This window comes from Providencia sp. (assembly GCF_052096715.1).
In the GTDB taxonomy this organism is placed as follows: Bacteria; Pseudomonadota; Gammaproteobacteria; order Enterobacterales; family Enterobacteriaceae; genus Providencia.
Genome location: NZ_JBQDNB010000001.1, coordinates 159,951 through 183,479 on the forward strand (window position 1 = coordinate 159,951; position 23,529 = coordinate 183,479).

Genomic DNA, 23,529 nt, shown 5'->3' on the forward strand with positions numbered 1-23,529 from the left:
AATGAAATTGAATTACCTAGCGCTATGGGCTTTTATTATACCTATTTTTGCTGAATCTGCTGTGCCAGTCACAACAGGCACTATATATGTCAATGCGCGAATTGTTACTGCTCCTTGTCTACCCAACGTCTCATTAAAACTAAATGAAAGTACCTTAATTTCAGCAACCTATAGAGTAGAAATGCATTTTACTCATTGTAGCAAATCAATACAAAAGCAAGCTTGGGCCCCTTTTACACTGAAATCAGGTAATAACCAGTATGTATTAACACGACCACTACGCAATAACACCATTTTATTCTCTATTCCTGCTAGTAATAAGATGCAACGTGTGGAGATAAATTATGACTAGATGTTCAATATTATTATTTAGCTTTTTATTCCTAACGTGGAATACCGCTTTTGCCAATAGCCTAACCGTTTACTTCGAAGGTGTACTAGTGCCGCTAGGTTGCCGACTTAGTGATGATGATACACAGAAAAAAATATATCTTTCTGGACTGCGTTTTTCTTCAATAGAAACATTAGGACATTCAGATATACAGCCATTTAAATTGGATATCATGGACTGTTCAGAGATGGCTTTGAATAAAACTATCAAAATAACGTTAAATACCCAAAATATTGAAATACATAATGGTATTAACTATTTAAAAACTACCGGTGAATCTAATGTGTTATTAGCTCTGACGGATAGTCGTGGTAAGGAACTTGGCCTTAATACAACTATTGATATCAGTACAGTAACTGAATCAGGTAAAGGATCTATTAATTCACTTTTATTCGGTGTTTATGTGCAGAAGCCCTTTAATACTCGATTAAAAACAGGTGGGTTTTCCTCAACTGTTACTTTTAATCTTGATTATCAATAAGGAGAATTGAAATGAAATTCATTTGTTTTTCATTCCCTTTAATTAGCTTATTAATTTCTTTAGGTACTCAAGCAGATGTACTAATTTCTCTTTCTGCAAAATTGGTTCGGCCACCTTGTGTGCTTACAGCAGAAAATGGCGAAAAAGAATTAGTAATCAATTTTCGTGAGGTAGCGCTAGACAGACTCACTGAAGAAAAACAGTCCTTTGGTATTCTCATTAAACAATGTGAACTTCGAAAAAATTTACAAGTTTATCTATCTCCTAGAGAAGGAAATACCCTGATAGTAAATAATGAAACTGTACTTGCGACCTCGATTAATGGGCTCGGTATTCGTTTTTCAGAAGAAAATAAAAGTAATGCACTCAATCTTAATAAATGGGAAAGAATTGCTCCATCAGTGAGTGGTGATACAGGGAAAGTTGTTATCCAATCACAATTAGTCACTAATCAAGCGATTGAAAATCTCACTGCTGGGCCATTTAGCGCGGCTTTATCAGTGATGGTAGATTATCTGTAATATCGGGAAGCCTTTATGAAAATGTTAAAAGTTTATTCACAATTACTGTTATTAATACCGCTATGTTTAGGAAGCCTACATGCACAGGCAACCCGCTACGCAGGTGCTGGGGGTGGCTATAAAATGAGCTTAATTTCAAACAATTCGGTCGTTGCAAATACCCCAACAACAGGCAGTGATAACAATAAATATTATTTAATTGCCCCAGCTAATAGTACGGGTATTGTTATCGATGACACGACTTCACAACCTTTTGGTGTTGTCACATGTAAAGTCAATTATTTACTGGGGAATTATACATTAGGTCTTTCCGCAAATTATGCTTATCATCGCGTATTTGCCTATATGCCTGAAGCTGGCTTTACACTTCAAGGGTTAACGGCCTACAAAATCAACTCAAATACCTTTTTTACTCTCTACTCAGAAAACGGTATTACCAATGGATGGAGAAACATCCCTGGTAATGGTTGCTCTAGCAGCACCATATCTGAAGATACCTCATACTTTACCGTACATTTCCCGTTTGAAGTTAGGATTTATGCCAAAGAAATTCCCGTCGATGGTAAAATTGTTATTCCTGATGCGATGATTGCAGGCTATACCCGTTTATTCCAAGATACGGGTACACCAACTATTTACGTCCCTGCAGATAAATCAAGTGTTAAATTAGACCTCGCCACATCGGTGATTAATTATCCATCCAACTGCCGTTCAAATATTGATAATTTAAATATTGATCACAAAACATTGGATGCTTTTGAATTTAATAGCAAAGAGACTCGCACTGTCACTTATACATGTGACAGAGTACAGCCAGTTAAAGTAAAATTAGCATTAGACTATGCCACTGATAGTGATCCACAAAAAAGACTTCCATTAAAATCAGGAAATAATACCATTTATTCTGAACTTACACTTTACGATGAAAAAAATAATCAAAGTGGAAAAACATTTGAAACAACAATAGATAAAGTAAAAAACATTATGATTGAAAGTAAAGTTTCAGGTTATGACGCCGAACCTGGAGACTACAAAGGCAATGCTTGGTTAATCGCCACATTTATTTAATATAGCGGTAAGTGTACTATGATCATAATATCCCGCTCACTATTTATTGGTATTTTTATTGTTTGGCACCTTGCTAGCCTTATTTATATTGATAGTCTAGGAAGCCAGAGACAATCATTACCACAAAATATTATCAGTTGGTTATCTATTTCCTTGACTATATCTATTATAGCATTTACTGTTTTCTATCAGAAAATTAAAATAATTATTACATTACCTGCAATTTTCTACTGTTTTTCTTTAGCCATTCTAATGATGGGATTAATATCTTATCAGGGAGAAAGTAATAGTATTGATTTTTGGTATTGCTCTGGTATTACTGTTGGCATATTACTATATATCGCTGGGCTACAAGTAAGAAAAAAATGGTTAATACAATCATTTTGTATTTACTGTTATATCACTATTAGTGTAGTTCAAGTATTTATCACTGCATATCAATATATATTTGAAGCTGATATCTTTTATCTCGCTTCAGGAATGCGGTCAAATGGGTTATCACAACAAGTCAATATATTGTCTATCAATATGGCAACTGCGTGCTTATTATCCCTGATGGCTCTTGTATTATCACAATTTTCGCTATCATCTGAACGCCATGAAAAAATTAGGATTGTATTACTAGGTACTTGTATTTTATTTTTCACATTAACTTTAGTCGTTTTACAATCTGTTATTGCTTGGCTAAGCTTTACTGTTTGTGCATTTATTTTTATTTGCCTTTTTTACAAGAAAAATCCTCTACGTGTTAGCTCTAGTTATTTTATTATTGCTATAGCGATCTTTATTGGAATTTATCTAATCAGGCTATGCCCACAGCACATTGAAGCAGATGCTATGAATCAGTTCCATTTAAAACAAATGTTACGTTTTTCTATTACTTTGTTCTTAGAAAAACCTTATGATGCATGGGAACAATCATTTTTATTTGAAAATAACTATGAAAGAACAGCTATTCCTTTTTTCAGTCCTAAAATGTATATTGTCCCTCATCCACATAATGAAATACTACTCTGGCTGATAACTGGAGGGGTAACTAATTTAATATTTTTATCTTTATTATTAACCGGAGGTATCTATGTCGTATTTCAATCTTTTATAAAGTATAAAATTAATGGGAATGGTTACCCACTAGCAATCATTCTATCAATAATTCCTATTATAATTCATAATCAAGTTGAATACCCTTTTTTACTTTCGGTGTTACACTGGGGGATCGTCATATTATTTTTATCATTTTCAGATGCAGCTTTTGCATTAGAAGAACAATCCCTATTTTATATAAACAAACAATTATCTTATTTATTTAGTTTTATTATATTCATTATTGGATTGGGAGTATTTATTATTGGGTTATTTCTATTTAATGGTGAAAAATCTTTTTATGCTCAGGATAACAATCACAATGAAAGAATAGAGATGAGACTATCTAATTCAATTACTTTAGAAAAAACAACGTATAAATATAAAACCATATAAATAAACCATATACACTCAACATATTTTCACTCAAGTAGTGTTATATTAATCAGGATAATATTATGAGAATATATCAAACTGAGATTTCAAACAGCTATATTGGATTTCAATTACGCAAACGTCGTTTACAGATGGGATGGACGGCACATACGTTAGGGCAAAAATCGGGATTAAGCCAACAGCAAATTTCCCGCTATGAGCGCGGCACTCAGAATTTTACGATTCATCGACTATGTATCTTTGCCAATATACTGCAGTGTGACCTAGATTATTTTCTTGAAAAAAATAGTCATGAAATAACGTTAGAAATAAACCAATTATATTAAAAGCTACAATAGACAATGCCTAGTTTCATGAAACTAATAAAACTAGGCCTTGGCTTAAAGTTAATTATCTACTTTTAAAAATATAATTTGTGTTCTTATTAAAATTAACATAAAAATGTTGATAAATTTTAATTATGAACCTAACAGCCTATTTATATAATATAGAGACAACTCTAAAGCGTTATATTTCTCATTGTCATCTTTCATAATTTTTTCAACATTAGACAATGTGCCTTATGTGACTATAATCAATGGCTGATTTTCATTTTTCCAATTAATTTTTAGGCTATCTTCATCCATTTTTATAGGCAAAGAGCCAATAAATTTCACATGGTTTGGTAAACTCATATCAGAAAATTCAAATGTTGCTGTTGCAAGTTGTAAATAACAATCCACACCACATATCAATGCTTCATTTTGATCTATTTTTAACGGTTTCCCCCCTGCAGCAACTAGCATTTCAGAGAATTTATCCTCTAACATGTTTAATTAATAAATGTGTTTCTTCATTAATTAGCTGCTCTCGGGTGAGCAAAACTGAGTTTTTCTTCGATGCGTTGCTGCATAATGGCTCTTTAACCGATGAACAAATTTGCAGCTATCTTGACAAAGAAACAAGAAAATAACAATGATTATCATTTGCATCATGTGCCATGAAATTATTCACTTTACGCTAAAAATCCGACTGTAGCCCTGTGGATTCAAACGCAAAAACAATAATAATGTTATTAGCACCATCACGATATGTAGTGCCCATACCCAGCTAAAACCTTGACTAACTTGATACACCCATGCCGCTAGTAAAGGACCAAAACCCGCAATAATAAAGCCACCCGCCTGCATCAATGAGGTTAATACCCCAGCACTTGCCGGATGAGGTAAATGATCGAGTGACGTAATAATCGTCAAGGCAAAACTACCCCCAAGCCCACAGCCCAATAAACCGACCCAGACAAGTGGCACAAAATTAGGCAATAGCATCAATCCAGTAAATCCTAATACTTGACTGACTAACGTCATCATTAACCAAAAACGGCGATCAATATTATGGGAAGCCAAAACCGGGATCATCAATGCAGCTGCCGCTTGAAAAACAGTTAACATCGCAACAAAAGAACCACTTTTTTGTGCGCTCATCCCCTGCTCTTGGAAAAAAGGCGCCAACCAAGTCACTACCGTGCCATAACCTGCATTCACTAAACCAAACCCTATCATTAACAGCCATGCTCGCGGTTTAGTGAGAAAAATCCATATCGAGTTTTGCCCAGTATCAGACATCGCGCTAGTGGACCGAATATTTATCAACACAGCGATAAGCGCAATCAATGCAGGAAGAGCAAGCCAAGCCAATGCCTGCTGCCAATGTCCTGATGTTTTCGACAATATTGGCGTTAACTGTACGCCAATTGCCCCGCCCACCATCAAGGTTGCAGAATAGAGCCCGGTCATTGTGGCCATTTTTTTGGGAAATCGAGACTTAATCATCCCCGGAAATACAGCCTGAATATAAGCGGCGCCAAGGCCACACAAAAAAGCCGTCAATAATAGCGCAGAGCCTGTCGTGACAAAGAGTCGCGTAAATGATCCCAATAGCAGTAATAGCATCGCTATACTGATACCAAGGCGCTCGCCCAAACGCCGATTCAGTGCGGGCACAATCAGCGCACCAACGCCCATCAGTAGCATAGGTAATAAGGTCAATAACGAAATATCTTGATAGCTCATCCCTGTCGTTCGGATGATATCGTCAATAACCGGACCCGGCCCTGTCATAAAAGGTCGTAAGTTAATGCCAACTAAGATAATAGTGGCGACTAAGCCTAACGATGATGCAATTGGTTTATTCATTAACCCACTTATTCCTACTGCTAATGTTCTGCTACAAAACTGTTTATCTCGCCTTATTTAGCGCCTGAACGTTCGAGGATCGCGATAAGATGGCGATAACCTTTATCTTTTGCGAGGACTAATGGCGTATTACCTGACGAATCTGCGAGATTAACATCAGCGCCCCCTTCAATCAGCATAGTCACGATTGTGGCATATTTATCGCTCCCATCCCCTAAAATGATAGCCTCGATTAACGCAGTCCAACCTAATCGGTTAACATGATTTACATCTACACCTGCATCAATCAGTGTTTTCACGGTTTTAACATGTCCGCGTTCGGCAGCTGGGATCAACGCTGTACCGCCATAACGATTGGTACTTTTTAAATTTGCACCATGACTGAGCGTCATCTCAAGAATTTCTTGCAAACCTCGCGCACCTGCATATAAATAAGGGGTGTCTTGCATTGCATCTACAGCATTAACATCTGCGCCCTGCTCAATAAGATAACGGGCGACATCAATTTGATTAGCATGAGTGGCCGCCATTAATGGCGTGCGTAAGCGAGGATCACGCTGTTCGATATCAGCCCCTTGTTCAATGCGTTGTTGCACCGCACTAAGTTGACCTTTTTCAGCGAGTATCGTTAATTGTTCAGAGCTTGAATTTGCCATAGATTTAACCATAAGTATCAATGAAATACTGAATATTCCAAAGGAATAAATAGCCCATTTAGTTGTTAAAAACCATTTAATCTTTAAAAATAGTACATTCATCACTTGTCTCCTTATTGGGGACTCTTTAATCTACTTAAAATATATACTATTTAGAAATTAAATAATTAAATCTCAGGTATTAATAAAATGAATTCATTACTCAATTTTGTTTTGTTAAAAACATTCGTGGCGGTTGCTGAGACGGGTAATTTTACGGTGGCTTCTCAACATTTAAACTCAACACAATCAACGTTGAGCCAACAGATCCAACGCCTAGAAGCACTAGTAGGACAACCACTGTTTATCCGAGGACATCGCATATTGGCTTTAACTGAAACCGGTGAAGTATTATTAAGTTACGCAAAAAAAATCTTAGCGCTAAATGATACTTTCTTTATGAAAATGACGGGTAATGCCATTATTCAGACCATTAGACTTGGGTTTCCTGAAGATTTAGCCTCCGGCCAAGTCACGCCAACACTGGCGATTTTTATGCAAGATAATCCCAATATCCGCCTTGAAGTAACAAGTGGGTTAAGTCGCCAGCTCCATCAACGTTATCAACATGGTGAACTGGATTTAATTATCGTAAAACAACGAAAAGGTGAATTCAAAAGTCACTATCATTGGCCAGAACCGCTTTGTTGGTTGACGACCAATAGACGAGAACATTTAAACACCGATTCTGTCCCTTTAATTGTGTTTCCCGAAAATGGTCTATATCGCAATGATATGTTCAAGTTACTCGATATTGAACAACGTCCTTGGCACATCACCTACACCTGTTCTAGCCTCGCGGGTATCCAAAGCGCCATCACTGATGGGCTTGGGGTGAGTTTGCTACCTGTACGAGCGAAACTCCCTCAACATCGTATTTTAACGGAAGAAGATGGCTTCCCCACAGCACAAGAAATGGAAATTGCGATGCATTTTCATACGGGTTCTGACACATTAAATGCACTTGCACAACAACTCGCTCGCCAGCTTGGGCGGTTATAATTATGAATGAAATTTTTGAGTTGTTGATTGGGCTAGAGAAAAAACTACATTCGTCAACCAATAGGCATAATTCAGATTTTTTAGCTGAAATATTACATGAGGATTTTTTTGAATTTTGCCGCTCAGGTGTATCGACCAATAAACTCGATACGCTAGCAAGCTTGAGCGAAGAAGAGCCAAAACAAATTTACTCAGAAAATTATACTTGTTCTATGCTAGGTGACGATTCCGTTCTTATCAATTACCATAGTTTTGAACTTGAGGAAGGGTTAGAAATAAAACACACCAATCGTTCATCTATTTGGTTAAGAAATCCAGCCAATCAATGGCAGTTAAGATTTCATCAAGGTACGCCTTATAAAACCGAGGCTTTATAAGTACTTATTAATAAAGAAATTAAGCCGTGGTAACGAGACTCTCTAAATGTGTAACATCAACTTTCCCTGCTACGATATAAAGGCTGTAATTATCTTGAATATTGAGCCAAAATTTTGGTGAACTCCCAAGAACTTTAGATAGTTTAATTGCCATTTCAGGCGTAACAATTGCAGTGCCTTTAAGTATACGATGAACGGTAGAAGGTGCCACACACAAGGCTTTTGCTAAATCACGAGCACTCAAATTTAACTCATCCAAAGTTTCTATTATCAGTTCACCTGCATGGGGGGGATTGAACATATTCATTAATGATAGTCCTCATAATTAACTATATAAGCATTGCCATCTTCAAAACGAAAGGTGATACGCCAATTACCAGTGACAACGATGGACCAGTATCCAAGCTTATTTCCTTTCAATTGATGCAAATTATAACCGGGTCTATTAATATCATTAACTTGTGCTGCCGAATCAATGACAGCCAATCGTAAACGAATTTTATTACTGTGCTCTATATTTATTCCGGCCACGGATCCGTAAAGAAAAAATTGTTTTAATCCCTTATGTTTAAAATCTTTTATCATCGTCTTATCCATAGATTCAATAAGATTGTATCACTGCCGTTGCGTATCGCGCAACAACTGGTTATATTTTAGTCGGCACAATTTCTCTTTTTTCGCTCCAACTTTAACTTCATTAGTAGTAAAAAACTTCATAAAGTTATTCTGAAAATAATTTGAACATAAATCCAACTATCCATTTATTGAGTAACTAAATTCAAAAAAGCAATAAATGTTAAAGTATTACTAAAATACGCTGACATAAAAAATCCCCCCGCAAGTCGCCTTACGGAGGGATTAAACTTTCTAAATTAACGAGTTAGTTAATTACAGAACGTCAACGCAATTCAATTCTTTGAATGCTTGCTCTAAACGAACAACCATTGACTCTTGTGATTTACGTAACCATACACGAGGGTCATAGTATTTTTTATTAGGTTTATCCGCACCTTCTGGATTACCTAACTGAGCTTGCAAATAGCCTTCGTTCTTTTTGTAATATTGCAAGATACCGTCCCAAGTTGCCCACTGAGTGTCAGTATCGATGTTCATTTTGATAACACCGTAACCGACAGCTTCTTTGATTTCTTCAGCGCTTGAACCTGAACCGCCGTGGAAAACGAAATCTAAGCTATTGTGTGGCAAGTTAAATTTCTCAGAAACGAAATCTTGTGAATTACGCAGAATTTTTGGCGTCAATTGCACGTTACCTGGTTTATAAACACCATGAACGTTACCGAATGATGCTGCGATAGTGAAACGTGGACTAACTGCGTTCAGTTTCTCATAAGCGTAAGCAACATCTTCTGGTTGAGTGTATAGCTCAGAGCTATCCATTCCTGTGTTATCAACACCGTCTTCTTCGCCGCCAGTACAACCTAGCTCGATTTCTAGAGTCATGTCGATTTTTGCCATACGCGCTAAGTATTTAGCACAGATTTCAATATTTTCTTCTAATGATTCTTCAGATAAATCAATCATATGTGAAGAGAATAATGGTTTACCTGTTTTCGCGTAATGTTTTTCACCCGCATCTAACAGGCCATCAATCCATGGCAGTAATTTACGTGCACAGTGGTCAGTATGCAAAATAACAGGAACACCGTAATGTTCTGCCATTTGATGCACATGATGAGCGCCAGAGATTGCACCTAAGATAGCCGCTTGTTGGCCTTCCGCTTTCAAGCCTTTACCTGCGATAAATGCAGCGCCACCGTTTGAGAACTGAACAATAACAGGAGCACGTACTTTTGCTGCCGCTTCAAGTACGGCGTTAATTGAATCAGTACCAACACAGTTCACCGCTGGCAATGCAAAGTTATTTTCTTTGGCAACTGCGAAAACTTTCTGTACATCATCACCCGTGATAACACCCGGTTTAACAAAATCAAAAATTTTAGACATGTGAAAAGGTCCTGTGGTGAATAGGCGGTCAATGCCGCCTATTGTGTATGAACAAATTAATTACGCTTTAGCACGTTCTTCTAGCATCACAACAGCTGGGAGCTTTTTACCTTCAACAAATTCAAGGAAAGCACCACCGCCGGTAGAGATATAGGAAATTTTATCAGCGATATTAAATAAATCGATAGCTGCTAGGGTGTCACCACCACCAGCGATAGAAAATGCGTCACTTTCGGCAATTGCACGAGCAACGATTTCTGTTCCCTTACGGAAGTTAGGGAATTCAAATACGCCAACTGGGCCATTCCACAGAATGGTTTTTGCATTTTTCAGAATCTCAGCCAAACGTTCTGCGGATTCGTCACCTAAGTCCAAAATTTGTTCGTCATCTTTGATTTCAGTGCTTGGTTTCAAAGTGGCAGCCGCAGTTTCAGAGAACTCAGTTGCAACACGAACATCTGTTGGCACTGGAATTTGGCAGTTAGCCAGTAATTTTTTCGCTTCAGGGATTAGGTCTGCTTCATACAATGAGCGACCCACATTATTACCCTGCGCAGCGATAAAGGTATTTGCGATACCACCACCAACAATCAGTTGATCAGCAATTTTAGACAGTGAATCTAAAACAGTCAGTTTAGTTGAAACTTTAGAACCACCAACAATCGCTACCATTGGGCGCGCAGGGTTACCCAGCGCTTTACCTAATGCTTCCAGTTCATTGCTCAGCAATGGACCTGCACAAGCAACAGGAGCGAATTTTGCAACACCATGCGTTGACGCTTGAGCACGGTGAGCCGTACCAAATGCATCCATCACATAAACATCACATAGTGCAGCATATTGTTTAGATAGGGTTTCATCATCTTTTTTCTCGCCTTTATTAAAGCGAACGTTTTCTAGAACGACTAACTCACCATCAGCAATATCAACGCCATTCAAATAGTCTTTAACCAAACGAACTGGGTAATCAATTTTTGCTGCCAGATAGTCAACAACAGGTTGTAAAGAAAACTCTTCGTTGTATTCACCTTCAGTCGGGCGACCGAGGTGAGAAGTGACCATGACTTTAGCACCTTGCTTGAGAGCATTTTCAATTGTTGGTAATGAAGCACGAATACGCGCATCAGAAGTAACTTTGCCATCTTTTACAGGAACGTTTAGGTCAGAACGAATAAAAACGCGTTTACCCGCTAGGTCCAAATCGGTCATCTTAATTACAGACATGGTGAATCCTCTTGTTGATTCTCTATAAAATTTTTATCGACCCTATGTAAATAATCAGGCATACCAAACTTTTTTGTATATCAATAGCTGATTATCAGTAGTCAATTAGTTGAAACCTGTTTTTGCCATCGCTAGCGTTGTATCTAGCATCCGGTTAGCAAAACCCCATTCGTTATCACACCAGACTAGGGTTTTAATTAAATGCTGACCACTTACTCTCGTTTGAGTTCCATCAACAATGGCACTGTGGGGATCATGATTAAAATCCGTCGAGACAAGTGGTAATTCAGTATAGTCTATTATACCACGAAAATGTGCTTGTGCGGCGCCGTGCAATAGTGAGTTCACTTTTTCGACACAGACGTTTTCATGCACAGTAACGCTCAAGTCTATTGCCGTCACATTGATGGTTGGCACACGCACCGAAATAGCCTCAAAGCGACCTTCAAATTTCGGAAAAATACGGGTAATTCCGGCAGCTAGCTTAGTATCAACAGGGATAATAGATTGGCTTGCCGCACGCGTTCTCCTCAAGTCTTTATGATAAGCATCGATAACTGGTTGGTCATTCATTGATGCGTGGATCGTTGTCACCGTGCCTGATTCAATGCCGAACGCGTCATCCAATAATTTGATAATAGGAATAATACAGTTTGTGGTGCAAGATGCGTTAGAGACAATTTTATCTTCTTGTCTAAGGCTATCATGATTAACGCCATACACAACGGTCGCATCAAGATCGTCAGTACCCGGATGAGAGAACAACACTTTTTTTGCGCCAGATGCAAGATGCTGTAAGCCATCTTCACGGGAGCCATAAGCCCCACTGCAATCGAGTACAATGTCGATTCCCAACTCTTTCCAAGGCAATTGGTTTATCTCAGATTGATGAAATATACGGATATTGTCATCACCAACCTGTAGAAGCTCACCATTGAGACGCACATCCCAAGCAAAGCGCCCATGGCTTGAATCATATTTCAACAAGTGCGCAATGCCTTCAGGCTCGGCCAGCTCATTGATTGCCACCACCACGATTTCCGCACGGCGGCTAGATTCATATAAAGCTCTTAAAACACTTCGACCAATCCGACCAAAGCCATTAATTGCTACCCTGATTGCCATTGAATACCTTATATCTGAGCAAAATCACACGGTTGCTTAGGATAACTGACTCACACAAACTCTACTGCTCATTTTAGCTGTCAAACATCAAAAGTGTGCTTCACTCGACATTTTTGATATTTTTTTCATTGGATTAACTAAAACTGAAACGGTTCAGCTTATCTAGAATTAGATTAAGGGATAAATTTACAGAACGCAATAGCAAAACAGGTACGAATGCACAAAAAAACAACGCCCTTGTACCTAAATTGATACAAGAGCGCTTTTTAGCTCTATTGCCGTCACTTACCAGCAATTAATTTGGGAGCTATTTCAATAATGCTTTTGCTGATGCAACTGCATTTTCAACCGTAATACCGAACTCTTTGTACAGAAGTTCTGCCGGAGCTGATTCACCAAATGAATGCATACCAATAATTGCACCATTCAGACCTGTATATTTGAACCAGTAATCCGCAATACCCGCTTCGATAGCCACACGAGCGCTAACATTTGCAGGTAGAACCGCTTCACGGTATGCCGCATCTTGTTTATCAAATGCATCTGTTGATGGCATTGAAACCACACGAACTTTACGACCTTCAGCAGACAGTTGGTCAGCCGCTTTCACAGCTAATTCAACTTCAGAACCAGTTGCGATAAAGATAAGCTCTGGTGTGCCCGCGCAATCTTTCAGGATATAAGCACCTTTTTCGATATTCGCTAATTGCTCAGCGGTACGAGGTTGCTGTTCCAGATTTTGACGAGAGAAAATCAGTGCACTTGGACCATCTTTACGCTCAACAGCATATTTCCATGCAACCGCAGATTCGACTTGGTCACAAGGACGCCATGTGCTGACATTTGGTGTCACACGCAGGCTTGCAAGTTGTTCTACTGGCTGATGCGTTGGGCCATCTTCACCTAGACCGATAGAGTCATGTGTGTAAACGAAGATGTTACGGATTTTCATCAATGCTGCCATACGAACCGCATTACGCGCGTATTCAACAAACATGAGGAAAGTTGCACCGTAAGGAATGAAACCACCATGCAACGCAATACCGTTCATAATAGCTGACATACCAAATTCACGAACACCGTAATGGATGTAGTTACCTGCAACATCTACGTTCAGTGCTTTAGAACCTGACCACATAGTTAAATTACTAGGTGCTAAGTCAGCAGAACCGCCCATAAATTCAGGTAATACTTTACCAAAAGCTTCCAATGCATTTTGTGAAGCTTTACGGCTCGCGATATTCGCTGGATTTTGTTGCAGTTGTTCAACAAACTTCTTCGCATCAGCATCAAAGCTTGCAGGTAACTCACCCGCCATACGACGTGTAAATTCTTTTGCTAGCTCAGGGAATGCACTTGCATAAGCCGCAAATTTAACATCCCAAGCGCTTTCTTTTTCTTTGCCAGCAGAGCGAGCATCCCAAGCTTGATAAATTTCTTGTGGAATTTCGAATGGCGCATAATGCCAGCCCAACGCTTCACGTGTTGCCGCGATTTCTGCATCACCTAATGGCGCACCGTGAACAGATTCTGAACCCGCTTTGTTAGGTGAACCAAAACCAATCACTGTTTTACAGATGATAAGTGTTGGTTTATCTGCTTGGTTTTTCGCTTCATTAATTGCCGCATTAATTTGCTCTGCATCATGGCCATCAATATCACGGATCACATGCCAATTGTAAGCTTCGAAACGTGCTGCGGTATCGTCTGTAAACCAACCTTCTACTTCACCATCGATAGAAATACCGTTGTCATCATAGAATGCGATCAGTTTATTTAATTTCAGGGTACCCGCTAAAGAACAAGCTTCGTGTGAGATACCTTCCATCATGCAGCCGTCACCCATAAATACATAGCTATGGTGATCAACAACATCATGACCTGGACGGTTAAATTGTGCCGCTAATGTACGCTCTGCGATTGCAAAACCGACAGCATTTGCAATACCTTGTCCTAATGGACCGGTAGTCGTTTCAACACCCGGTGTATAACCATATTCTGGATGGCCCGGTGTTTTAGAATGTAGTTGACGGAAGTTTTTTAACTCTTCGATTGATAAGTCATAGCCTGTAAGGTGTAGCAAGCTATAAATCAACATAGAGCCATGTCCGTTTGACAATACAAAACGGTCACGATTTGCCCAATGTGGATCTGCTGGGTTATGGTTCATGTGGGAGCGCCAAAGCACTTCAGCAATATCAGCCATGCCCATAGGCGCGCCAGGATGCCCTGATTTTGCTTTTTGAACCGCATCCATACTTAGAAAGCGGATAGCATTAGCAAGGGTTTTACGAGTCGTCATCAGTATACTCCAGGTAGGATAAAAACGTACTTAAGCCAGTTTTCACATTTCAAAATTATGACTAATTTCACAGCCAGACCATGAAACTAACGCAATTTGATCTTATTTGCTACGCTCCTGACAGCCAACTGTTAATAAAATAGGCTATCGCAGTGCTGAATCCATTCTATTGCGCAAAATTTCACTTTAAGGCGCCCTTATTGCGCAAAACATTACCCTTATTAAACCTGAGTTCACTATCAGGGATCAAGGTGATTTATGATTCTGAAGCAATTAGTCGTAAATTTAGTGATAACTGACAACGTTTCTTGAAAAAAAACGATTAAAATAAGTGCGTTTCAATTTCCTTAACCAAATGAAAACCAAATCAATTTCTGCCTAATCGTCAAAGTAAAATGATTATAGTTAGTTGTGAGCTATCATTTTTATCGGTATTTATCATCAATGTTTATCTTAAGTGGAACCCTTAAGTCTTACACTTAAACTCATCACTCAATTTAATTCCACAAAAGATTAATGGTCGCAGTAGCACTTGCGCGCCCCAAATTATTGGCTTTATTGTGGCCACTGCCACACAAATTAAAGACATAAGGAATTATATTTGTACCTACTTTTAGCTCGCCACTGCTATACCATTTACTGCTGTCACCAAAATATAAACCATCAGTTACACTTCCATAACCGCTACAGGTTTGATCCGCAGGTCTATTTATCCAACCTCGTATTTCTCCTGGGGCAGGTTCATTCCTTTCATTACGTAGCTGTAGAATATAGCTATAATTTGGTACCGCCTCACCCAAGATTTGCACCTTCACACTCGCCGCTCTACTGAAATCATCGCTAGAACAATTAATATTCAAATTTCCAACTTGTTGTGCTAAGAATGTATTCTCCTTCACATCTAGCCCACTAATTGTGCCAAAATTAATGGTTGGTGGCGCGGATATAGAACAATTCAATGGGGGAATATAGGTGACCGTTAGTAAATCAGAAGCATTAATATTAATGTAATCACCATTTGTTCCCTGACCTTGAGCCCGTCGCAACCCAATTCTTTGTAATGAAAAAGAACCGGCAACTGCACGAGATGAAATATAGTAACCATATTGACCATTTATTTGTATTGTCGTTTTGCTTGGTGTTCTAAAACTTTCAGTTAAATAAGAGTAACAATTTTCTGAATTTGTTTTTGGTGGTATCGCTCCAGATAAAACGCCATAACGATTAAATGTACCATTAACTGCTACTGTCCCATGCGAAGAAGAAATTACACTTCCTGTAATATTTGTATCATATATAATTAATAAAATGCCAGTCTCTAATTCATATCCATAATAACCATCAATTGTTTTCCAATTGCTTTGGTTACTGGAACAAATACCCCCTCCCATACTTGTAAGTGCAAATGCAAAGCCTGAATATAAGGAGTCACTTTCATTTAAATATGTATTCGCAGGAACAGTGACTGAACCTGAAAAAGAACCTACTGGTATAAAACCTTCATTAATTGAAGCATTAATCCTAGCCGCATAAGAATTATTCATTCCTACCAAAAAGTACCCAATTCCAATTAATATAGTGACTATCCATCGATAATAACTATTTTTTAATTTAAATATCATTAAGCTCGCCCTTTTCATTACATTATATTAAATTGAAATTTATTCCATCACTACGAAATATAAGTGATTATTTATTTAATAAATTTATTGGCATTTTATTTTCACCTTCAGAAATCCAACATCTCAATTAATATGAACTCAACGTAAAAATATACGTTTTTGATTATTTTTTTCATGTTCTAACGTGAGTAGAATAGAACTCATTTCTACTTATTTAGGCTCTGCTAACATAATTTTTTTATCAATTACACTGTTGCAGGTATAAGTCACTTGGCGTATTGGGGTATCTGAATTTATGTTCAAATGCGTAAGTGCAAATTTCACTCGACATTGGCGGTCTGGTGTCTCACCCCATTTAACTAATAATTCCCCCTCTTCAGGAAGACCCGCTAGATATACTTGCCCCATATCGCCAACAATACTGCTAACCTCATCCCCACTCGTTGCATTCATTAATGTTGCGATAGCACCGAATGGTACGGGTTGCTGATTTGATTGCTTCAACGTCACTAATACCTGATAACCAACGCGGGTGGCAATATTCACCTTAACTACCGCCCCTTTGATTGGATAAACATTTACATTTGAATGCGTTACATCCACCCCCTCAGGCAATGTTGTCGGATCGATTCCCACGCTGTTTTTCATATAATCAGATAAATAAGGAGCAATAGCATAGCCTTGCCAATCTACGGTCGCATTACCATTAGTCAAGTGGGCTCCAGACGCACCAGGAGCACTGACCAACGCGACTGATTCACCCATTGAGCGAGATAATGTCACCCCACCGGCATGAACTAGAAGTCCACCACTGGCATTCATATTAATGGAACGAGAATCACCACTGTAGCTATACCCCGTACTTAAACTACCTTTATTACCTTGATATCCTAAATTGACATTACTAACCGCTGTTTGCCCTTGGTTTCCCCAACTTTGTGAGACACTGTACGACATCGCACTATCAACTAGGCTACCACTCAATCCAATTTGATTTTGTGTCCGCCCTTGATTATCCTGAGTCATCATCGAAGTCGCATAGATAGACTGTAAATCCTCTGAATAACCAAAAACACGCAAAGGAATACTCATATTGACGCTGATTTGACGGTTTTCAGGCCAATTTCCATTTGTATCGTTCATTCGGTCAATATTGTAATTCACACCAAAGCTGACATTTTTCACCGTTCCGCTATATCCCAAGGATAATCCTGTTAAGGTTTTACTTCCCCCCCAATAGTCATCTCGATGCGCTCGAAAATGTAGCGTACCGTACCCGTTTAATTGTTGACTTAATTGTGTTTGGAAGCTGCTACGACGACGTTGCAAAGTCCATGGAGTGACTCCCTCTTCAAGACTATAGCCCTGACTATTAAATTCACTAAAATTATAAAAGTGTTCTGTCGAATAACGGAGTGCCGTTAAATCTACAGATGTACCCGTTGAGACTAAACTCTTCGAATAGCGTAACCGATATGATTGACCCGTTTTGCGATCAGATTTCCCCGCCACTGTTTGAAACTTGGCAACTGACTGAGTAATATCTGCCGAAACTGCGCCAATCTCCCCTAATGAGATCCCCGACCCTGCACTGATGGATTGGTAATCCGTTGCTGCAAGTACACCACCGAATAATGTGATCCCACTTTGTGAACCATACACTCCCGTACCGAGCACGAAATCTGATTGCTTCGATCCTTGAGTCTGTGAGCCATTGTAACGCCCCGCTGTTAATTCATATTTCCAACTACCAGGACGCAACATCATCGGCAATGCGGAATAAGGCACAATAAAGCGGCGTTCAGTACCATCCGTTTCCGTCACGGTCACATCAAAGTCGCCAGATAATCCAGCTTGTTGAATATCATTTATATAAAAAGGCCCCGGTGCCACATAGGTTTCATACACCACATTGCCATTTTGACGCACCGTAATACGGGCACTTGTATTGGCAACACCACTAATCACAGGTGCATAACCACGCAGCTGACTCGGTAACATTTGCTCATTTGAGGTAAGTTGTACTCCTTTAAATGGCACGCCATCGAATATTTCACCTCCGGTACTGGCTTCCCCTACCAATAATGTCGAGCGTAGCCCACGAATATCACGAGACAAATAAGTATTCGAAAAACGTGTTTGTTGCTGAGTTCGATTTCCTTGCTCCGATTGCCCACTATAGCCAAAACGGGTATGAGTCATCGTACTGTTTAAGCGCCACGGCCCAAAGTTGACACGCCCCCTCACTGAAGCAAATAGATTATCGGCCTGTGAAGTTCTGTTACTCGCACTATGGTTACGGTTTCGACCTGCACTGAGGCTATAATTTAATATCAACGCAGAAATACCATCTTCCCACAGTGCCGGGTCCATTTGACGAGCTAACATCGAATTCATCGCCACTTGCGGAATACTGATATCTAAACGCAAACGCGCCAAATCTAGTTTTGTGGTCGCCTGCGGAATATAAACCGCTAAATCGTCAATTGGGGTTTTCAAAGGTAACGATTTAAGCTTTGGCACATTGGTCACATTCACCCCCCATGATGCCAAAAGAGCAGGCGTTAATTCAGGCACAATGACTTGTTTCACGTTTTTTTCAAAATGAAGCGTAAATTGCCCTGCATCTTGGTGGTTCACAAACACGGCAACCGTATAATCCCCTTCGGCAATGCCACCTTCTTGACTAAATGCCGACAAATCAACTTGGCTATTTTCACCACTCAAAGTCAAAAAGCTCGGTTCGAAATAGTCTTCACTGTAAACCAATGGCGACACGCTCAATATTACGCCCACACTTAATAACTTTAAGCGAAAAAGCATTGGCAGCCCCTGCGCTTTGTTCATTTTTTGTTTTCGAATACTTTGCATACATCTATCTCAATTAATCAACAGGCACACTAACCCCCAATGGCTGTGTTCCATCGTAAAAAAATTTGTGTGGAAATATTAAAGTGCGGTATTTAGTCTCTGAGTTTGTACCGTGGATTTAAGCCCATTATCATCGATAATTTGCCAACTCACCGAGCGACCACCTGACGTAGAGAGTCCATAATGCTCAACCGAAAAAGGCGCAATCATGGAATGTCCCTCAAACGATACAGAATCCATATCGACAGAAATATCACTCATCGTCACGTAATAAGGTGTTGGATTCTTAACCTCAAGCTGCATACCGTGATGTGAAAACTGCAATTGTTTTGCTCGTTCATCACCGTCCATAAAAGGTAAACCTTCAGGGCGATAAAATAATTTGAGGCTATTTTGCAAGGCTAGTACCATCTTTGCGCCAGACCGCTCTTCAGAGTCTGATTGTGCTGGAATGGCTTTTAACGCCAACATGAATACTGATTCACGGTCTACTGGTAATGTATTTTTTGTCAACCGAATACGTAATGTCATTTCATCCAAAGGTGCAAAACGAATTAACGGCGGCAGCACAATAAATGGCGCATTAGTGGTCACCTTACCTTTCGTTTCTTCCGATAATTGCAAGTCATCTTGAGCCGCCAAAACTGGCCACGACAAAACCCTCGATTGCAATAAATAGACTTGCGATGTTCGATTAGTCACCGTAAAAGTAATGCCATTTTTTTCATTGCTAGGATAAATTACCCTTGTACCTTGCAAGACAACTCCATTACTCTCACTCGGTATTTCGGCTTTCGCTACTGAAATATTGGCTAAGAATAAAATAATCACCAAGCTATGAATACCTTTCGGAAATAGGGTGTACTTGCTCTTCATCGTCCTACTCCTCATTCACTTATTGCGCCCAATGAAAGGTTTCACTTAACCCACCGAAATCATTAATGACAGACCAATGAATATCATGCGCTTGCGCTTTCACTTGATAAGTTTGAGTTGAAAATGGCGCTATCATCGCACCTTGTTCACGCACATTGATAGACTGCCCATTAAGTGTCAGTTGCGCTAACGTCTGGTAATAAGGCGTCGGATTAGTAACTTGTAATTGCATACCTTGTTGAACAAAGGTCAATTTTTCAGGCGCAGCCAATACTGGCATCGAAAAACCAGTTGGCCGATAAAATAGTTTAATTAACATACGGATACCAAAAGACACTTGTGTCGTGGTTGATCCTTTTTCCGTGACCTCTTCGCTACCTTTTTTTACTGATGGAATTGCTAAAAAGCTCAGATAAAATAAAGATTCACGATCAGTAGGTAAGCCCGAAATGTTATTGCGAGAAATTAACACTGTATTGCGGCTTTCTTTCTCTAACCGGAACAAAGGAGGCGTCACCATAAATGGCAGTACTGCTGTCGATCTCTCATTCCCATCGGGTGTCATTAATACTCGACTATTGATCAAATACACACGCTCACTTTGGTTGTTTAATGTCACTTTGGTACTCTTCGCGTCTCCATCAAACACGACTCGAGTTTGATCCAAGCTAAGCCCGCCTTCTGCATAGCTCTCTTTGGCGAAAAGTAATCCCCAAACAAACAAAGCAGCAAAAATTAAAGTTGTACAAACTTGTTTGAGCCTAATATTGTTCATGTCGATAACTCACTAGCCTTATTCATATACAAAATCAAAAGTAACCGTCGCTTTAAATGCACCACTTTGGCGCCCCGCATAATCGCAATTGCCACAAGTCAATTTCGCCACTATTGGAATGCGGGTATCTATCGAATCCAGTTGCGACTCTGGATTCCAATTTTTAGCTAAGATTGTCCCTGTCGCGGCTAAATTAGGATTTGAAACAAACGAGGTATTGCCATCTGTCGCTAATAAAATTCCATAACCATTTGAATCCATCGCACCTAACGTATTGCGAAAAAGTGCAGGACCAAAGTCTGACGTTTTCTGACCATTCACTTTGACAGAAGGTGTTAATCCCCATCCGCTACATTTACTGAGAATAAGATTAAATGACTGCGTTGTTGCGGCTATTCCTTGTTCAATTTCAGAAGGCCGTAACGCCTCACCATCATTAAACTGAATGCTCGTGGGTGCGCTAATTTCACAACTTCCCCCCACAAATATTGCAGTGAAATTAAACGTACTACTACTGGTATCAGCAATACCCACTACACTCCAAACGGCAATCACAAACCCTAATACAATCTTATTTATCAAATTAAAACATACAATTAAGCGTTTCACCCTCATGTCGATATCCACTATTGAAATGCCACATTGATGGTCAGCGATGCATGAAAACGCCCTGCAATAATGTTACTTTGCAACGGTCCTACAATCCCAACCCACAATACGTTATCGCTTTTGTATTGATTGTCGTTATTCAGAACATTAAGTGGTTGCACAGTGTTATCATTACCAATCGCAGCATCAGGCTGATAAAAATCTAATAACCCGATTGGTTTATCATCCGGTGACTGACGCACCATGAACCCAACCCCGTTAGGCGTATCATCTAAAAATACAGTTTGATGCAAATCTTCTGCATAAGGTGTGATACCTCGCAAGGTCAGCATTGGCTTAATTAATTCAGTTTCATTTACACAGGATAAGCGCACAATTAACGACTTAATTTGGTGAGCTTGAATTGGGCCTTTAAGCTGACGCATACTTAGGGGAGCAAAAGTCAATACATTCTGCGGTAAGGTTATTTCGCACCCTACGCCTTTCTTCGCTATTGATGCCATCATGGAAAGATCCGCCGCTAATACCATCGAATTAATCGTAAACATGAAAACGAGCCCTCCCATACATTGAAAAGTAAAGGTCAGTAATTTCATTGTTCGCCTCATGAATTAATCGTATTGAAAATCAAAAGTCACAGTAGCATTCAACTCACCACCAATACGTCCCTTAGCATCACAACGCCCACAGCTTAAAATAGCCACTATAGGTAATGCGCCATTGATAGTGTCCAAGCTCGTACTTTTGTCCCAATGATCAACCGTTGAAATGGTTTTATTACTAGCTAAATTCACATTTGGTTGGAACGTTGCGTTCCCTTCAGTTTTCAATAAAATACCGTAGCCGATTGATGTAGTGCCAATAGGGTCTAAAAATAAATCATCGCCATAATCAGCATTTGAAGGGCCTACGATACTAATCTTCGGTGTCACACCAACCCCTTTGCAATTAGTCAGCATCAAATTAAAGTTTTTTTTCGCCGCGGCATCCTTTGCCTCTATTTGGCTCGGTAAAATCTCTTCGCCATGATTAAAAATCACCGTTGGTGGTACCGCTATCTCACAAGCTCCCTCATAGGCAATTTTTGCACTAAATTCGACAGATGCTGATGTGGCAAGCACTACCGAACTGCTAAATAATGCACTCATTCCTATAAAGAACTTTAAAACCATTGAGTTATCGAATAACGCCATGGAAAACCTCCATTCCGCCATAATCATTAATGGCTTTCCATGTCACTTTTCCCACCACACTTGCACCCGGGTACGCCATTGTTCCAAAAGGTTCAATCATTGTATTTTGCTCACGAACACTGATTGGAACGATTTTCCCCCCAGAAGACAGTGATGATAAAGTGACAAAATAAGGTGTTGGATTATTTACCTGCAATACGTGCCCGTGGCGTGAAAATTGCAGTGACGCCATCGCTTGCTGTGGGGTCATTAATAATTTAGATGGGCGATAGAAAAGTTTAATCACATTTCCAGTTGACACTGTGATAGCACCACCTAATTTGATTGTCGATGTAGACTCTTTTTCTTGCCCTGATGGTAGCGCCATGACTCGAAGGTAAAAGATAGACTCTCTATCTTGAGGCAACACTTGATTTCCTGTCTTCAATATCCGCAACTGATTAGAACTTCCTGGTTCTAAGCGAAAAAGTGATGGTGTTATAGAAAAAGGCGTTTGCATTTGTATCCCCCGAACATCTCCCATCACTTGCGCCTTCACCAAATAAGGAGTTGCTGACTGGGTACTACTTGTCACACCTATCGATTGACTTTTTGCTTCACGACCTTCCGCGAAAATAATTCGAGTACTATCTAGAGATATCCCGGCCATTGCATGAGTACAAAAAAAATAAAGGCTCATCACACTCAACCACAAAAAACGATAAATACGCATCATCCACACAACCTTTATTAGAGTTAGCAGGAGATATCTCCTGCTAACTCGCATTAGTTACCGATAA

The 23,529-nt window shown here is 39.4% G+C and carries 25 protein-coding genes; 8 read left to right on the top strand and 17 right to left on the bottom strand.

Going from position 1 to position 23,529, the window contains the following annotated elements; all coding sequences use genetic code 11:
* The first annotated feature begins 1 nt into the window (after position 1).
* From ACTH6U_RS00720 to ACTH6U_RS00745, 6 genes are all read left to right on the top strand, one after another.
* Positions 2-352: a hypothetical protein gene (locus tag ACTH6U_RS00720; RefSeq protein WP_434720651.1), complete on the top strand. Its 351-nt coding sequence runs from the start codon at positions 2-4 to the stop codon at positions 350-352.
* On the top strand, positions 345-872 hold the full coding sequence (locus tag ACTH6U_RS00725) for a fimbrial protein (protein WP_441831383.1): 528 nt from the start codon (positions 345-347) through the stop codon (positions 870-872). The genes ACTH6U_RS00720 and ACTH6U_RS00725 overlap by 8 nt, the downstream gene beginning before the upstream one ends.
* An 11-nt stretch (positions 873-883) precedes the next feature.
* On the top strand, positions 884-1,393 hold the full coding sequence (locus tag ACTH6U_RS00730; protein WP_434720653.1) for a fimbrial protein: 510 nt from the start codon (positions 884-886) through the stop codon (positions 1,391-1,393).
* A gap of 15 nt (positions 1,394-1,408) precedes the next feature.
* Positions 1,409-2,461, top strand: coding sequence for an adhesin (locus ACTH6U_RS00735; RefSeq protein WP_441831384.1), 1,053 nt, complete (start codon positions 1,409-1,411; stop codon positions 2,459-2,461).
* 18 nt (positions 2,462-2,479) lie between these two features.
* Entirely contained in the window at positions 2,480-3,940 is a 1,461-nt protein-coding gene (locus ACTH6U_RS00740; RefSeq protein WP_441831385.1) for an O-antigen ligase domain-containing protein, read from the top strand.
* A 62-nt stretch (positions 3,941-4,002) separates the two neighbouring features.
* Positions 4,003-4,266, top strand: a complete 264-nt coding sequence (locus ACTH6U_RS00745) for a helix-turn-helix domain-containing protein (protein WP_434720657.1) — start codon at positions 4,003-4,005, stop codon at positions 4,264-4,266.
* A gap of 234 nt (positions 4,267-4,500) precedes the next feature.
* Here the strand turns inward: ACTH6U_RS00745 and ACTH6U_RS00750 are convergent, their stop codons facing one another.
* The 3 genes from ACTH6U_RS00750 to ACTH6U_RS00760 all read right to left on the bottom strand — a co-directional run bounded on the left by ACTH6U_RS00750 (position 4,501) and on the right by ACTH6U_RS00760 (position 6,872).
* Complete coding sequence (locus ACTH6U_RS00750; protein ID WP_441831386.1) at positions 4,501-4,749, bottom strand: hypothetical protein; 249 nt, start codon at positions 4,747-4,749, stop codon at positions 4,501-4,503.
* Positions 4,750-4,929: 180 nt separating this feature from the next.
* Positions 4,930-6,114, bottom strand: coding sequence for a cyanate transporter (locus ACTH6U_RS00755; protein ID WP_441831387.1), 1,185 nt, complete (start codon positions 6,112-6,114; stop codon positions 4,930-4,932).
* Between the two features lie 53 nt (positions 6,115-6,167).
* Positions 6,168-6,872, bottom strand: coding sequence for an ankyrin repeat domain-containing protein (locus ACTH6U_RS00760; RefSeq protein WP_441831388.1), 705 nt, complete (start codon positions 6,870-6,872; stop codon positions 6,168-6,170).
* A gap of 87 nt (positions 6,873-6,959) precedes the next feature.
* Between ACTH6U_RS00760 and ACTH6U_RS00765 the strand changes: the two genes are divergently transcribed.
* Complete coding sequence (locus ACTH6U_RS00765; RefSeq protein ID WP_294108572.1) at positions 6,960-7,811, top strand: LysR substrate-binding domain-containing protein; 852 nt, start codon at positions 6,960-6,962, stop codon at positions 7,809-7,811.
* Positions 7,812-7,813: 2 nt separating this feature from the next.
* Positions 7,814-8,188 carry a nuclear transport factor 2 family protein gene (locus ACTH6U_RS00770; protein ID WP_441831389.1) on the top strand — a complete coding sequence of 125 codons (375 nt, stop codon included), beginning with the start codon at positions 7,814-7,816 and terminating at the stop codon, positions 8,186-8,188.
* Positions 8,189-8,207: 19 nt separating this feature from the next.
* On the opposite strand, the gene ACTH6U_RS00775 is transcribed toward ACTH6U_RS00770, so the two are convergent.
* The 14 genes from ACTH6U_RS00775 to ACTH6U_RS00840 all read right to left on the bottom strand — a co-directional run bounded on the left by ACTH6U_RS00775 (position 8,208) and on the right by ACTH6U_RS00840 (position 23,465).
* The gene (locus tag ACTH6U_RS00775) at positions 8,208-8,495 is read right to left on the bottom strand and encodes a HigA family addiction module antitoxin (RefSeq protein ID WP_441831390.1); all 288 of its coding nucleotides are present in this window, start codon (positions 8,493-8,495) and stop codon (positions 8,208-8,210) included.
* A complete protein-coding gene (locus ACTH6U_RS00780; protein WP_434720663.1) occupies positions 8,495-8,773 on the bottom strand; it encodes a type II toxin-antitoxin system RelE/ParE family toxin in 279 nt (92 codons plus the stop codon). Before ACTH6U_RS00780 ends, ACTH6U_RS00775 begins: the two co-directional genes overlap by 1 nt.
* Positions 8,774-9,076: 303 nt before the next feature.
* Complete coding sequence (gene fbaA / locus ACTH6U_RS00785) at positions 9,077-10,153, bottom strand: class II fructose-bisphosphate aldolase (RefSeq protein ID WP_294108562.1); 1,077 nt, start codon at positions 10,151-10,153, stop codon at positions 9,077-9,079.
* A gap of 60 nt (positions 10,154-10,213) precedes the next feature.
* The gene (gene pgk / locus ACTH6U_RS00790; RefSeq protein ID WP_294108559.1) at positions 10,214-11,377 is read right to left on the bottom strand and encodes a phosphoglycerate kinase; all 1,164 of its coding nucleotides are present in this window, start codon (positions 11,375-11,377) and stop codon (positions 10,214-10,216) included.
* 105 nt (positions 11,378-11,482) lie between these two features.
* Positions 11,483-12,502 (bottom strand): erythrose-4-phosphate dehydrogenase, encoded by a 1,020-nt coding sequence (gene epd, locus ACTH6U_RS00795; RefSeq protein WP_294108555.1) that lies wholly within the window; start codon positions 12,500-12,502, stop codon positions 11,483-11,485.
* A 307-nt stretch (positions 12,503-12,809) separates the two neighbouring features.
* Positions 12,810-14,804 carry a transketolase gene (gene tkt, locus ACTH6U_RS00800; RefSeq protein WP_441831391.1) on the bottom strand — a complete coding sequence of 665 codons (1,995 nt, stop codon included), beginning with the start codon at positions 14,802-14,804 and terminating at the stop codon, positions 12,810-12,812.
* A gap of 497 nt (positions 14,805-15,301) precedes the next feature.
* Positions 15,302-16,426, bottom strand: coding sequence for a hypothetical protein (locus tag ACTH6U_RS00805; protein ID WP_434720664.1), 1,125 nt, complete (start codon positions 16,424-16,426; stop codon positions 15,302-15,304).
* A gap of 210 nt (positions 16,427-16,636) precedes the next feature.
* On the bottom strand, positions 16,637-19,297 hold the full coding sequence (locus tag ACTH6U_RS00810; RefSeq protein ID WP_441831392.1) for a fimbria/pilus outer membrane usher protein: 2,661 nt from the start codon (positions 19,295-19,297) through the stop codon (positions 16,637-16,639).
* 78 nt (positions 19,298-19,375) lie between these two features.
* The gene (locus ACTH6U_RS00815; RefSeq protein ID WP_441831393.1) at positions 19,376-20,173 is read right to left on the bottom strand and encodes a fimbrial biogenesis chaperone; all 798 of its coding nucleotides are present in this window, start codon (positions 20,171-20,173) and stop codon (positions 19,376-19,378) included.
* 19 nt (positions 20,174-20,192) lie between these two features.
* The gene (locus tag ACTH6U_RS00820; protein WP_441831394.1) at positions 20,193-20,948 is read right to left on the bottom strand and encodes a fimbrial biogenesis chaperone; all 756 of its coding nucleotides are present in this window, start codon (positions 20,946-20,948) and stop codon (positions 20,193-20,195) included.
* An 18-nt stretch (positions 20,949-20,966) separates the two neighbouring features.
* Positions 20,967-21,563 (bottom strand): fimbrial protein, encoded by a 597-nt coding sequence (locus ACTH6U_RS00825; protein ID WP_441831395.1) that lies wholly within the window; start codon positions 21,561-21,563, stop codon positions 20,967-20,969.
* 11 nt (positions 21,564-21,574) lie between these two features.
* Positions 21,575-22,153, bottom strand: coding sequence for a hypothetical protein (locus tag ACTH6U_RS00830; protein ID WP_294108543.1), 579 nt, complete (start codon positions 22,151-22,153; stop codon positions 21,575-21,577).
* Positions 22,154-22,168: 15 nt separating this feature from the next.
* Positions 22,169-22,750 carry a fimbrial protein gene (locus tag ACTH6U_RS00835; RefSeq protein ID WP_294108541.1) on the bottom strand — a complete coding sequence of 194 codons (582 nt, stop codon included), beginning with the start codon at positions 22,748-22,750 and terminating at the stop codon, positions 22,169-22,171.
* Positions 22,734-23,465: a fimbrial biogenesis chaperone gene (locus ACTH6U_RS00840; protein ID WP_441831396.1), complete on the bottom strand. Its 732-nt coding sequence runs from the start codon at positions 23,463-23,465 to the stop codon at positions 22,734-22,736. The genes ACTH6U_RS00835 and ACTH6U_RS00840 overlap by 17 nt, the downstream gene beginning before the upstream one ends.
* Between the last annotated feature and the right edge of the window lie 64 nt (positions 23,466-23,529).